This is a genomic window from Methylobacterium aerolatum, assembly GCF_022179085.1.
In the GTDB taxonomy this organism is placed as follows: domain Bacteria; phylum Pseudomonadota; class Alphaproteobacteria; order Rhizobiales; family Beijerinckiaceae; genus Methylobacterium; species Methylobacterium aerolatum.
The window spans coordinates 130,188-143,248 of record NZ_BPQE01000013.1 but is presented as its reverse complement, the minus strand read 5'-3'; the positions used below and the strand labels follow the sequence as shown (position 1 = coordinate 143,248).

General features: G+C 68.7%; 14 protein-coding genes. 10 read left to right on the top strand and 4 right to left on the bottom strand.

What is annotated here, in order from left to right; all coding sequences use genetic code 11:
- Positions 1-34: 34 nt before the first annotated feature.
- The 4 genes from MFF06_RS10195 to MFF06_RS10180 all read right to left on the bottom strand — a co-directional run bounded on the left by MFF06_RS10195 (position 35) and on the right by MFF06_RS10180 (position 3,314).
- Complete coding sequence (locus MFF06_RS10195) at positions 35-322, bottom strand: curli assembly protein CsgF (RefSeq protein WP_238203477.1); 288 nt, start codon at positions 320-322, stop codon at positions 35-37.
- A 52-nt stretch (positions 323-374) separates the two neighbouring features.
- Positions 375-893, bottom strand: coding sequence for a hypothetical protein (locus MFF06_RS10190; RefSeq protein ID WP_238203476.1), 519 nt, complete (start codon positions 891-893; stop codon positions 375-377).
- The gene (gene csgH / locus MFF06_RS10185) at positions 878-1,273 is read right to left on the bottom strand and encodes a curli-like amyloid fiber formation chaperone CsgH (RefSeq protein WP_238203475.1); all 396 of its coding nucleotides are present in this window, start codon (positions 1,271-1,273) and stop codon (positions 878-880) included. Before csgH ends, MFF06_RS10190 begins: the two co-directional genes overlap by 16 nt.
- Positions 1,274-1,346: 73 nt before the next feature.
- Positions 1,347-3,314 (bottom strand): beta strand repeat-containing protein, encoded by a 1,968-nt coding sequence (locus tag MFF06_RS10180; RefSeq protein WP_238203474.1) that lies wholly within the window; start codon positions 3,312-3,314, stop codon positions 1,347-1,349.
- 537 nt (positions 3,315-3,851) lie between these two features.
- Here MFF06_RS10180 and MFF06_RS10175 point away from each other — a divergent pair.
- The 10 genes from MFF06_RS10175 (at position 3,852) to MFF06_RS10130 (ending at position 13,034) form a co-directional block, all read left to right on the top strand.
- The gene (locus tag MFF06_RS10175) at positions 3,852-4,193 is read left to right on the top strand and encodes a curlin repeat-containing protein (RefSeq protein ID WP_238203473.1); all 342 of its coding nucleotides are present in this window, start codon (positions 3,852-3,854) and stop codon (positions 4,191-4,193) included.
- 183 nt (positions 4,194-4,376) lie between these two features.
- On the top strand, positions 4,377-4,862 hold the full coding sequence (locus MFF06_RS10170; protein WP_238203472.1) for a hypothetical protein: 486 nt from the start codon (positions 4,377-4,379) through the stop codon (positions 4,860-4,862).
- Positions 4,843-5,268 (top strand): helix-turn-helix domain-containing protein, encoded by a 426-nt coding sequence (locus MFF06_RS10165; protein ID WP_238203471.1) that lies wholly within the window; start codon positions 4,843-4,845, stop codon positions 5,266-5,268. Before MFF06_RS10170 ends, MFF06_RS10165 begins: the two co-directional genes overlap by 20 nt.
- Entirely contained in the window at positions 5,265-5,714 is a 450-nt protein-coding gene (locus tag MFF06_RS10160; RefSeq protein WP_238203470.1) for a hypothetical protein, read from the top strand. Before MFF06_RS10165 ends, MFF06_RS10160 begins: the two co-directional genes overlap by 4 nt.
- Positions 5,715-5,850: 136 nt before the next feature.
- On the top strand, positions 5,851-6,051 hold the full coding sequence (locus MFF06_RS10155; protein ID WP_238203469.1) for a hypothetical protein: 201 nt from the start codon (positions 5,851-5,853) through the stop codon (positions 6,049-6,051).
- Positions 6,052-6,130: 79 nt separating this feature from the next.
- The gene (locus tag MFF06_RS10150; protein ID WP_238203468.1) at positions 6,131-6,988 is read left to right on the top strand and encodes a helix-turn-helix domain-containing protein; all 858 of its coding nucleotides are present in this window, start codon (positions 6,131-6,133) and stop codon (positions 6,986-6,988) included.
- A 137-nt stretch (positions 6,989-7,125) separates the two neighbouring features.
- Positions 7,126-10,101 (top strand): xanthine dehydrogenase family protein molybdopterin-binding subunit, encoded by a 2,976-nt coding sequence (locus tag MFF06_RS10145; protein ID WP_238203466.1) that lies wholly within the window; start codon positions 7,126-7,128, stop codon positions 10,099-10,101.
- Positions 10,098-10,961: an FAD binding domain-containing protein gene (locus tag MFF06_RS10140; RefSeq protein ID WP_238203463.1), complete on the top strand. Its 864-nt coding sequence runs from the start codon at positions 10,098-10,100 to the stop codon at positions 10,959-10,961. The genes MFF06_RS10145 and MFF06_RS10140 overlap by 4 nt, the downstream gene beginning before the upstream one ends.
- Positions 10,949-11,482: a (2Fe-2S)-binding protein gene (locus MFF06_RS10135; RefSeq protein WP_238203460.1), complete on the top strand. Its 534-nt coding sequence runs from the start codon at positions 10,949-10,951 to the stop codon at positions 11,480-11,482. Before MFF06_RS10140 ends, MFF06_RS10135 begins: the two co-directional genes overlap by 13 nt.
- Complete coding sequence (locus tag MFF06_RS10130) at positions 11,475-13,034, top strand: AMP-binding protein (RefSeq protein ID WP_238203458.1); 1,560 nt, start codon at positions 11,475-11,477, stop codon at positions 13,032-13,034. Before MFF06_RS10135 ends, MFF06_RS10130 begins: the two co-directional genes overlap by 8 nt.
- The last annotated feature ends 27 nt before the right edge of the window (positions 13,035-13,061 follow it).

Below are 13,061 nucleotides of genomic sequence, written 5' to 3'. Positions count from 1 at the left end.
CTAGACTTTTTTGATTCTGCGGTGACAGACGATCTTACGGATTGGCCGGAATGCCGGTGCCGTTGATGATGATCGTCGGCGTCGCCACCGAACCCGAGTTGCCGAGGTTGCTCAGGGCCTGGTTGAGCCCGGACAGATCGGGGGAGTTCTGGCCGGATTTGGCGCCGTAGCCCTGGGCCTGCGCGGTCGAGAGCAGGAAGGTGCCGTTCAGCGGGTTGCCGCCGAAGGTCGGGCTCGTCGGACGATAGATCTGATCGGTCGCGCAAGCGGGGGCGAGGAGAGACACGCAACTTGCGGCGAAGACCGCTGCGGCCACCATCATCCTCATTTCGACACCCCCCTATTACTGCCTATGCAGTCTAAGGCTTTGGAAATTAACGCTTGATCAACAGCCCTCCATTGGGAAGGCGAGCAATCAGCATGTTCACGGGAATCGATCCCGGCGGCTGGATGACGCCGACATTCAATCCCTGAGTGCCCAATAGCACGACATTCGACTGCAAGTTGCTGCCTGCTTGCAACACACTCAGATTATTGGCCTGGCCGATGACGGCGGCGGTGGAGATGTTGCCCGCGCCGACCTGAATATGGGCGACCGAGTTCATGGAACCGATTTGGAGGGTCTGCGCGAGTTGCGAAGTCATGCCGCGCGCGGCCGCCATTTCGGGGGTGTAGCCGTGCGGGGCGCCGGAGGCGGCCACGGCGGCGGGGGCGGCCACCGAGGTCGGGGCGGCGGTGCCGCCGCCGATCAGACGGACCGGGACGGCGACGCCGGCCGTCATCTGGGACACGTAGGCCGACTCGGCCAGGGCGGGGGCGGCGGTCAGGGCGGGCGCCGCGACGAGGGCGGCGGCGGCGAGGGCCCGGAGCGAAGGGATCAGGGAAAGCGGCATGATGTGCGTCCTTGAGTCCAGTCGAGGGTGAGTTCGGCCTTGACGTGCCCTTCGGCCGATTTCTCCAGGGAGACGGCCGAGACGACGTCGTCCTGTCCTCCGCTCAGCGCGAACTGTCCGGATTGGACGTTGCGGCTGCTTCCGGCTTCGCTGTCCTTGTCGAGAAGGAAGACGTACCGGCCTCGGAGGGGGGTGTCGGAGTGGGCGACGGCCTGGACCGTCAGGAGCCCGTCGCCGGGTGTGGAGCGGATCCGGCAACTCACCCCGGGGGAGGCGGCGGAGGCCGGGGGCGTGGCGCTCGAGAGGATCAGAACGCCGGCGGTCAGGAGGGAGGAGAGGAACGAGCCCGGTCGGCGGGCTTGAAAGAGGGCGCAGGGCATGGGGGCCTCGCCGTATCCGTGATCGTACCGAGGGAAGGCGGCGGGCCCTTCGACCCGCCGCCTCCGGTTCGGCTCAGCGCTGCACGGTCAGGGCCGTGTTGCGGTAGCCGAACTGCGCGGTGACCGAGCTGTTCGACACACCCGCCGAGTTGCCGCCCGAGGACTGCGAGGTGAGGGCGTAGTTGTTCGCGCCGACCTGCACGGTCGCCTGCGTGTTCGCGCCGATCATGGCCTGCGGGCCGGTCGACTGGAACGCGTTGGCGGTGTTGTTGTAGCCGACCTGCGCGATGAGCGAGCCGTTGAGGCCGAGGCCGGCCAGCGGGTTCGCGATGGTGGTGCCCTGCGAGGTCAGGGCGTTGTTCTTGACGCCGACCTGCAGCGTGGCCGCGCCGTTGCCGTTGAGCGACGTGGTGTTGTTGCTCTGGGCGGTGATGGCCGCGTTCTTGTAACCGACCTGCACGGTGCCCTGCAGGTTCGAGCCGTTCTCCTGGCCGACGAGGGCGGTGTTCTTCCCGCCGAGCTGGACCACGGTCGAGTTGTTGGACGTCGGCAGGATGCTGGAGCCCTTCTGCGAGGTCAGGGCGACGTTCTTGATGCCGACCTGGACGACGCTGGAGGAGTTGTCGACACCGTTGAGGCCGAGACCCTGAGGCAGGTCGACAGCACCGAGGACAGAGGTAGACGTGATCGGAGCCTTGGTCGAGTCGACCGAGTAAAGGCTCTTTACCTTATAGCCTTCAATGGCCGTGCCGCTGCTGTTGGTCAGCGAGACAGTGCTGCCCGGTCCGACGATTCCGGCCGTCTTTCCGCGGCTGCCGGTCGCATCCTGGGCAACGATGGAGGAGTTCTTCACACCAGCCTGGAAGACCGAGGAGGTGTTGACGCCGCCCATATACGACGCGAGCGCAGCGCCGTAGTTGACCAGTCCTGTCCCATAGAGAGAACCATTAAGGCCAGTATAGAAGGGGACTCCAAAGACCGTGGTCTTATTGTTGAACCAGGCCGTCGGGTCATAAAATCCGGTGTACTTCACTTCACCCGAAGCCGACTTCGCGCCGTTCGAGGTCTGCGCGGTCAGCGACTGGTTGCCGTAGCCGATCTGAACCGTGTTGGCGGAGTTGGAGCCGTTGTTCACGCCGTTGGTGCTCTGCCCGACGGCCGAGAAGTTGTGGAAGCCGATCTGCAGCGTGCCCTGGCTGTTGTCGCCGCCGGTCTGTCCGACGATCGAGACGTTGCCGACGCCGAACTGAGCGGTGTCCGAGCTGTTCCCGTTGCCGGTCTTGCCCGTCTGGGTCGTCAGGGCGAAGTTGCCGGCGCCGAACTGAACGGTGCTCTGGTCGTTCCGGCCACCGTCCTGGGCGACGACCGCGCCGTTGCCGAGGCCGAACTGCGCCGTGGTGGAGGTGTTCATCCGGCTGCCGGTGCCGCCGATCTGACCGGTCAGCGCGTGGTTGCCGAAGCCGACCTGCAGCGTGGACTGGTCGTTGTTGCCGCCGGTCTGGCCCGCGACGGAGCCGTTGAAGCCGCCGAACTGGACGGTGGAGGAGGTGTTCTTGCCGTTGGTGGCCTTCTCCTGGCCCGTCACGGCGACGTTGCCGAGGCCGAACTGCAGGGTGCTCTGCGTGTTGCCGCCGGCATCCTGGGTGACGAGGGCGCCGTTGCCGATGCCGAACTGCATCGTGGTGGAGGTGTTGGTGCCGTTGCTGCCGCCGGCCTGGCCGATCACCGCCTTGTTGAGCGCGCCGACCTGAAGGGTGGTCTGCTTGTTGCCGCCGTCGGTCTGGCCGATGATGGCGGCGTTGCGCAGGCCGAGCTGAACGGTGCCCGACTGGTTGGTGCCCTTGCTGGGCTTGTTGACCTGGCTGGTCAGGGCCTTGTTGCCGCCGCCGACCTGCACGGTGGCCTGACGGTTGTTTCCACCGGTCTGGCCGACCAACGAACCGTTATAGGCGCCGATCTGGCCAATGAAAGACTCGTTATCCGCAGCAAAAACAGAGGTGCTGCTGGCGAGGATGAGCGCCAAAGTGACGGAAGTGCGCATGGTTTGATGCCTACTCAATCCTGGCGGGCCGCTTTTACTGCGGCCACTGTGGGAACAACGACCATTCGCTGCCCCTCGCCGTTGTTAATGACTTGCTAACGAATTGAACGCAAGTGCTACGATAAAGAATGGGTTAATTTTACTGATCTCGCTGTCGCACAATATGGGACAGTTTTATGGTTAATTATACCTACGTAGAATAAGTCCGATCAGTCGTAAAATCTCGTCGCGAAACGACAATTGGGAATCGTCGACGACCCTTCCGGCCCCGGCGCCGCCTTCGCACGTGCGGTACGGCTACGTAATTCGCACTGATAAAATTCGTTGGATTTCGTGCGATCGAAAGCTGTGTTCGGGATGTCCTCCCGAAGCTGGCGCCGGCGATCGACCAAGGCGTCGAGCTTTTCCGAAATCGTTTACTAAGAAAATCAGGATCTGCGCCGATTCGATTGCAGCACTCGCGGCTGTCGGCGCGCTGAAAATTAACGTTTGTCTTGCAAATTGGAGCGATACGAAGACTTGGCGTGGAGATTCGGGATGATCAGGGCCTGCGTGGCGGCGGTGGCGGTGATGATGGGCTCGGTTCACGGGCTCGCCGCCGAGGAAGCCTATGTGCAGCAACCGTCCGCCCTGACCCGCGGAGTCGCCCCGACGGTGGGGCCGTCGCAGGGCCGGATCGCGACGCCGACCGATTTCAGCCTTGCCAAGTCCGCGATGGCGTCCACGGGCTTCCAGCCGAGCAACGTCGCCCAGGTCTATCAGGTCGGTGTCGGCAACAGCGCCACCGTGGCGCAGACGGGCGGCGGCAACGTCGCCGGGCTTGTCCAGCAGGGTCAGGGCAACGTGGCCGTGATTTCCCAAACCGGGCGCGGCCGCTAAGAGGAAGACCGGGCGCCCCGGACGGCGCCGGAGGCGGGCGGCATGGTCGCGGGTGAGTTGTTTACCAAAGGCGCCCTCGCGGTGAAGATTACGCATGAAGGATCGTGCCCGGAATTCATGCTTTCCGCTGCCTGCACGAGGCGCTACTCTTCACGGCGTGGGACGGACTGAGTCGGCGGTTTTGTGGATACCCTCTCCGCTTTGCTTGCGGATCCCTCGATACTTCGCATAGAAGTCTCGCTCGGTCCCCGTGATTTGCCTGTCCGGCGCGTCTTCGGCACCCGGGCGTTCGTCGATTGGCTCGAGCAACGCCGGGCCGGCATGGAGAAGTCGAAATTAGGAATTGACCTTTCCATCACAGAACAGATTGACTCGTTGTTCTATCGCTTCATAGTCGGAGACGTTCTCCGGAATCGATGGGATTTCCGGTGTGTCAAGATCGAAAAGTATCCGGTCTGGGAAATGAAGACACCGGATATCCGGATCTTCGGATGGTTTCCGGAGAAGGATTGCTTCATCGCGGTGTGCGGCGGCTGGGCCGACCACATCAAGGATTACGATCTGTACCGTGGGTACCGTCTTGAGATCCGGCGCCTTCGACGAACGATGAACCTCGCGAGGGATCTCTGCGGCAGGGGAACGACGCCCGATGACGTCATATCTCATTGATCCGGGGGCCCGGGGCGTCGCCGTCGGCCGCTTTCTCGACCGGGTCCGCCGCGAGTTGCTCGACGCGTTCCTGGCCGAGCAGCGCGTGTCCGGCGTGACGATCGAGGATCTGGCCTCGCGCCTGTCGAAGTCCCGTTCGGAGATCAACGGATACTTGGCCGGGACCCGGCCCCTGTGCCTGCGGTCGATCGCCGATCTCGCCTGGGCGTTGAACCGGTCCGTCTCCCTCGATATCGGCGCCGAACCCGTCTTCGAGGGGCAGAACAGTTACGACATGGGCACGTCGGTCCATTACCACGGCAGCTACGCGTTCGGGGCGAGCTCGGCCCTCACGACGACGGCCCCACCCCCGCCGGTCATTCACGTCGCCGGCGCGTCCGTCCGCTCGGAAAGTGTCGGTGCATGAGTCGGTTCGGGTATTCGATCTTCTGTGACGACATCCGCAACGAGGTCGGCGGGAAGCTCAGCTTCATCGGTTGCTACAGTTCGGTGATCATCGTCACGCAGAAGTTTCCCCTGGCCCTGCCCAAGTTCTGCATCCACGGTTTCGTCGTCACCGGCGCCGACGAGCCGTTTCGATCGGTCTCCATCCGGTGCTACGTGCCCTGGCAACAGGCGCCGATCCTCGATGAGAAGATCGAGGTCCCCCACATCCCGGCCCAGCGGGCCATGGTCGCCGAGCTGGAATCGAACGTGTCCGCCCCACGGCAGATCGTGGCCTCCGCCAGCCTCGTCCTCTCGCCCTTCGAACTCGCGGGTCCCGGCCTCATCCGCGTGCGCGCCGTGGTGGACGGAGCGGCCGAGGAAGTAGGCCTCGGCGCGCTCCAGATCCTCGCCCAACAGGGGCGCTGACGCGGTCCCGTGCAGGGCCCGCCCCGTCGCCTCCCTGGCCGGCGCGGCAAAAGCGGAAAGGCAGGAGCCCAGCCGTCCCACAGCGCCCGTCATCAGGACGGGAGCAGGCTCCCGGTGTCCGGCCGTCGAGGTCCCGGTGGCCCATCAAGCCGTCCTCGCAGAGACGGAGGGGGCGAAGCTTTTTCCGGCCAGACAGCCGGGCGTGCAATCCGGGCTGACGGTCACGGCGATCCGCCGCCGCCACGGCATCGGCCCGGCCGGTGCACGCGGCAAGATGCGGCGCGGGCTCGACGACGTCCCGCCGGAATGTCCGGCGACGCTCCGATACATGGCCTGATCGATGATCGGTGTCTTTCGTAAGACTGGCCGGCCGCCGAAAACTGGTTGTGCCGCCGGAACCATGATAGCTTGCAGCGATGTCCGAGGCTCTCCAGATCGCTCATGGCACCTTCGGCCGCGTGGCGCTCCTCGACATGGACCGGAGCCTCGTCCGGCACGCGCATCCGCACTGCCACGTCCTTTTGAAGGTCGAAGGGGACGACACCCAGTTCCTCGTCGGGGACCGTGTCGTCGCGCTGACCGACGAACAGGCGGTGCTCGTCAACGCCTGGGAGACGCACGCCTACCTCCATGATCCGCGCCGCGCCAAGGCGATGATCCTGGCCCTCTATGTCGAGCCGGACTGGCTGGGGGCCTTCCGGCGCAATTGGGCGGCGAGCGGGGCGCCCGGCTTCTTCGAAAAGCCCTCGGGCGGCGTGACCCCGACGATCCGCCGCCTCGCGCACGACCTCGCCGCGGAGATGGTCTACGCGCCGCACTCCTCGCAGATTCAGGATCAGTTGCTGTCGGGCCTGATGATCGCGGTGATCGAGCGGTTCACCGCGTGGCGTGAGGAGGCCGAGTCGCTCCGCGGCGCCGCCCGGCGCAATGCCGGCGACTGGCGTATCCGGCGGACCATCGCGCGGGTGCGCGCCGAGCCCGGTGCCGCATTGGGGATCGAGGCCCTGGCCCGGGAGGCGGGCCTGTCCCGGGCGCAATTCTATCGCCTGTTCGAGCAATCCACCGGGGCTCCGCCCCACGTCTTCCTCAACGCCATCCGCATCGAGCAGGCCGTCGAGTCGATCGTCGGCACCGAGGAATCCTTCGCGGCCATCGGCACGCGTCTCGGCTTCGCCGCGCCCGCCCATTTCTCGCGCTTCTTCCGGGATCACGTCAGCGTGCCCCCGAGCATCTTCCGCAGCATCGTCCGGCGGAGCGGCCAACCCGCCATGTGAGGCCGAAGGCCCTCCGCACCGTCGAAAATGAGACGTTTGGGTAAGTCGCGAGACGCCTCGGCATCGTGGCGCCCGCCCGGGTTCGCCACTCTGCCCGCCACAAGGACCCCATCGAGAGGTCCGGCGGAGGAAACGGCTTGGGCATCGTGTCATCGCGCTATGTCGGACGGTCCGTGGAGCGCGTCGAGGACGCCGCCCTGCTCTCCGGGCTCGGCCGTTACATCGACGATCTCGGCACGCGACCCGGCACGCTGCACGCGGCGATCCTGCGCTCGCCCCACGCCCATGCGGACATCCTCGCCATCGACGTCGCGGCGGCCAAGGCGCTGCCCGGCGTCGCCGCCGTGGTCACGGGCCGCGACCTCGATGCCGTCACCACCGGCCTCGTCCCGGCCCTGCGGGCGGCCGTCGATGCCCGCGCCATCGCGGTGGACCGGGTGCGCTATGTCGGCGAGCCGGTGGCCATCGTCGTCGCCCGTGACCGCTACCTCGCGGAGGACGGCTGCGACCTGATCGAGGTGCAGTACCGGGTCCGCCCGGCGGTGATCGACCCGCTGGCGGCCCTCGCCCCCGACAGTGAGATCCTGCACGAGGGCGTCGGCGCCAATGGCGTGAGCGACCGGCGCTTCCGCTACGGCGACCCCGAGGCCGCCTTCGCGGAGAGCCCGCACACCCTGTCCGTGACCGTGCGCTACCCGCGCAACACCGGCTCGCCGATGGAGACCTATGGCGTCGTCGCCTCCTACGACCCCACCGACGATTCCTACGACGTGCTCGCGAACTTCCAAGGGCCGTTCAGCATCCACGCGGTGGTGGCCCGGGCGCTCAAGGTGCCCGGCAACCGCCTGCGCCTGCGCACGCCGCCGGATTCCGGCGGCAGCTTCGGGGTGAAGCAGGGCGTCGCCCCCTACGCCGTGCTGATCGCCGCCACGGCGCGCCTCGTGGGCCAGCCGGTGAAGTGGATCGAGGACCGGCTGGAGCACCTCTCGGCCTCCGTCTCCGCCACGAACCGGGTCACGACCCTCCGCGCCGCCTTCGAGGCGGACGGGCGCGTCACCGCCCTCGATTGGGATCAGGTCGAGGATTGCGGCGCCTACCTGCGGGCGCCCGAACCCGCCACGCTCTACCGGATGCACGGCAACCTCACCGGCGCCTACGCCATCCGCAACGTCGCCGTGCGCAACCGGGTGGTGCTCACCAACAAGACCCCGACCGGCCTCGTGCGCGGCTTCGGCGGGCCGCAGGTCTACTATCCGCTGGAACGGCTGATGCAGCGCATCGCGCTGACGCTGGGCCTCGATCCCTTCGCGGTGATCCGCAAGAACCTGATTCCGGCCGACGCCTTCCCCTACCGCACCGCGACCGGCGCCCTCTACGATTCCGGCGATTACCAGCGCGCCCTCGACGAGGCCGCCCGGGACGGGGGGCTCGACGAGCTGAGGCGGCGGCGGGACGCCGCCCGCGCAGAGGGCCGCCTCTACGGCATCGGCCTGACGGCGGCGGTCGAGCCCAGCGTCTCCAACATGGGCTACATCACCACCGTGCTGACGGCGGAGGAGCGCGCCAAGGCCGGGCCGAAGAACGGCGCGCAATCGACCGCCACCATCACCCTCGATCCCGTCGGCTCGGTGACGGTGCAGGTCGCCTCCGTGCCCCAGGGCCAGGGGCACCGGACGGTGCTGGCCCAGGTGGTGGCCGACGTGCTCGGCCTGCCGATGGAGCAGGTCCGGGTCACCGCCGACCTCGACACCGCCAAGGATGCCTGGTCCATCGCCTCCGGCAACTACGCGAGCCGCTTCGCCGCCGCCGTCGCGGGGGTCGCGCACCTCGCCGCCACCCGCCTACGCGACAGGCTCGCGCGGATCGCGGCGGCGCAGCTGAACCTGCGCCCTGAGGATCTCGTCTTCGCGGGCGGGCGCATCGCCTCGCGGATGAACCCGGATGCGGGCCTGCCCTTCGCGCGGGTCGCCGCCACGAGCCACTGGTCGCCGGGCCTCGTGCCGGAGGATCTCGGCGCGGTGATCCGCGAGACGGTGTTCTGGACACCCCCGGAGCTGACGGCGCCGGACGCGGAGGACCACATCAACTCCTCCCTGTGCCACGGCTTCATCTTCGACATCTGCGGCTTGGAGATCGACCGGCTCACCGGCAAGATCGCCATCGACCGCTACGTCTCGATGCACGATTGCGGGCGCATCCTGCACCCCGGCATGGTCGAGGGACAGGTGCGCGGTGGCTTCGCGCAGGCGCTCGGCGCGGCGGTCTACGAGGAACTCGCCTACGGCGACGACGGCGCCTTCCTGTCCGGCACCTTCGCCGACTACCTGCTGCCCACCGCGACCGAGGTGCCGGACCTGCGCATCCTGCACGTCGAGAGCCCGTCGCCCTTCACGCCGCTCGGCGCCAAGGGGGTCGGCGAGGGCAACTGCATGTCGACGCCGGTCTGCCTCGCCAACGCGGTGGCCGACGCCCTGGGCCTGGAAGCCATCGACCTGCCGCTGACGCCCGCCAAGCTCGCGGCCCTCGCGGCGGGCGGGGAGGAGCGGGGCCCCCCCTCCGGCCACGCCGCCCCGAAGCCCGCCGCCAAGGCGGGCGACCGCACCCTGCGCGGGGAGGGCTCGGCCGCCGTCACGGCTACGCCGGAGACGGTCTGGGCGATGCTCCTCGATCCCGACGTGCTCGCCTCCGTCATCCCCGGTTCGCATGGGGTGCGGAAGCTCTCCGACACACGGTTCCAGGCCGACGTCACGCTCGGCGTCGGCCCGGTGAAGGGCCGCTACAAGGCCGAGGTGATCCTCTCCGACCTCGACGAGCCCCGGGCGGTGACGCTCACCGGCACGGTGACGGGCGGCCTCGGCAGCGGCGGCGGCACCGGCCGCCTGACCCTGGAGCCCGACGGCACGGGGGGCACGCGGATCGCCTACGTCTACGAGGCGGCGGTGGGCGGCAAGGTCGCGGCGGTGGGCGGACGTCTCCTCGACGGGGCCGCGCGGGTGATCATCGGCGGGTTCTTCACGGCCCTCGCCCGGCGGGCGGGAGGCTCCGCCGGTCCGTCCTCCCGGCTCCCGGCCTTCCTGCGCCGCCTGCTTGCCCGCCTCGGAGTCTCGGCATGAAGCCCGCTCCCTTCGACTACCTCCGCGCCGCATCCCTGGACGATGCCCTCGAAGCCTTGCGTCAGCACGGCCCCGAGGCACGGATCATCGCGGGCGGCCAATCCCTGATGCCGATGCTCAACATGCGGCTCACGAAGCCCGCCGTCCTCGTCGACGTGATGCGCATCCCCGCTCTCAAAGAGCCTCGCCCCGATAAGGGAACCCTCGTCATCCCGGCGGGCGTGCGGCAGGCCATCCTGCTCGACCGGCCGGGTCTCGCGAGGGATCTGCCGCTGCTGGCCGCCGCCCTGCCGTGGGTCGGGCACATCCAGACCCGGGCGCGGGGGACGCTCTGCGGCTCCGTCGCCCATGCCGACCCGAGCGCGGAGATTCCCCTCTGCCTCGTGGCGCTCCGGGGCGAGGTGCACCTGCGCAGCCGCCGAAAGGCCCGGCGCGTGGCGGCCGAGGACTTCTTCACCGGCATGATGGTCACCGACCGGGCCGACGACGAGATGATCGAGGCCATCGCCTATCCCCTGCGCCGGGAGGGCACCGGCACGGCCTTCGCCGAGGTGGGGCGTCGGCACGGCGACTACGCCATCGTCGCCTGCGCCGCCGTGGTGGACGGCACCCGGATGCGGCTCGCGGTCGGCGGCGTCGCCGACCGGCCCACCGCCCGCGACTTTCCCCACCTCGACGGGTCGGCGCTCGACGATGCCCTCAACGCCTTCGCCTGGGACCTCGGCGCGGGGGACGATCTCCACGGCACCGCCCGCTACCGCCGCGATCTCGTGCGCAGCCTCGGCCGCCGAGTGCTGGAACAGGCCGTCAAGGTCGCCCGCGGCGACACCCATCAGGAGGCCGTGCCATGCCACAGCTAGACGCGAAGGGCCGTCATACGGTGGCCTTCACCCTCAACGGGCGCGAGACCACGGTCGAGGTCGAGACCCGCACCCTGCTGACCGACGCCCTGCGCCACGGCCTCGGGGCCACGGGCACGCATGTCGGCTGCGAGCACGGCGTCTGCGGCGCCTGCACGGTGTCCATCGACGGGGTGCCCGCCCGGGCCTGCTTGACCCTCGCGGTGGGGGTCGAGGGCTGTGCCGTGCGGACCGTCGAGGGTCTGGCTCCGGAGCCCGGCCGCCTCGGGGTGCTGCAGGCGGCGTTCCGGCGGCGGCACGCCCTGCAATGCGGTTTCTGCACCGCCGGCATCCTGATGTCGCTGGAGGCCTATCTCGCCTTCCGGCCGAACCCCTCGCGCCGGGAGATCACGGAAGTGATCGGCGGCCATCTCTGCCGCTGCACCGGCTATGCGCCGATCATCGAGGCCGCCCTGGAGGCGGCTGCGGAACTCAGGGGCGACATCCCGGCCCCGTCATCCCCGGAGGCCGCCCATGCTTGATCTCGGCACCAGCTTCCTCGCGAGCGTTTCCCGCGATCCCCGCGCCCTGGCCCTCGTCGATGGGGAGACCCGGCTGACCTACGCGGAGTGGTTCCGGGTCATCTCCGCGACCGTGGCCGGGCTCGACCGGCTCGGGCTGAAGCCCGGCGACCACCTCGTCACGGTCCTCCAGAACCGGCACGAGGCGGCGACTCTGCACTGGGCCTGCCAGTTCGCGGGGATCGTGATCACGCCGATCAACTGGCGGGCCAAGGCCGAGGAGATCGATTTCGCGGTCGAGAACGCGCAAGCCCGCGCCATCGCCTACGAACCGGTCTCGGCCGCGAGCCTGCGAGACAGCGCGCCATCGCAGCGGATCGCGCGCATCGCCGTCGGCACGCCGCCCGGCCCCGGCGAGACGGCCTTCGCCGATCTCGCCGCCACCGAGGGGCCTCCCGCGACGCCCCGGGCCGACGCGGAGGCGATCTCGCTGATGCTCTACACCTCCGGCACCACCGCCAAGCCCAAGGGGGTCCCACGGCGACACCGGGCGGAGCGCGCGGCGGCCGTCGCGCATGTGGCGCAAAACCTCTACGGGCGCGGCGAGCGCACGCTCGGCGTGATGCCGCTCTATCACACGATGGGGGTGCGCTCGCTCCTCGCCATGTCGCTGATCGGCGGGACCTTCGTCTGCCTCCCCCGGTTCGACGTGGCTGGCGCGCTGCGGCTGATCGCGGCCGAGCGGATCACCAACCTCTACCTCGTGCCGACCCTCTACCACGACCTCGTGCATCACCAGGATTTCCCGGCGACCGACACGACCTCCGTGCGCAAGCTCGGCTTCGCCGGGGCACCGATGACGGACGGCCTGCTCGCCCGCCTGACCGAGGCGTTCCGGCCGGACCTCTTCGTCAACCATTACGGCTCGTCGGAGGTCTACACCTTCACGATCAACCACGAGGCGGCGGGCAAGCCCGGCTCGGCCGGGCGGGCGGGCCTCAACACCATGGTGCGCGTCGTGCCCCTGGGGGGCGATCCGGGCCGGACCGTCGCGCCGGGCGAGGAGGGCGAGATCGCCGTCATCGCCAAGGGCGACGAAGCCTTCGAGGGCTACTGGCATCGCCCCGAGGCCGACGCCAAGGCCTTCCGCGACGGCTGGTACTTCACCGGCGACACCGGCTTCGCCGACGCCGACGGCGACCTCTACGTCACCGGGCGGGTGGACGACATGATCATCACCGGGGGCGAGAACGTCTCGCCCGTCGAGATCGAGAGCCGCCTGTCCCTGCATCCGGCCGTGTCGGAGGTCGCCGTCGTGGGCCTGCCCGACGAGCGCTGGGGCCGGATCGTGGCGGCCTTCATCAAGCGGAGCGGCAGCACCGACGCGGCGGCGCTCGATGCCCATTGCCGGGCCGGCGGCCTGCCGAGCCACAAGCTGCCGCGCCGCTACGTCTTCGTGGACGAGATCCCGAAATCGCCGGTCGGCAAGCTGCTGCGCCGCCAACTCGTGGCCGGCGAATACGTGCCCGAGAGCGGGGCCGAGCCCCATGCCGAAGGCCACGAGGCCGCCTGACACCCCCTCGAAAGTTTCCAGCGAGAG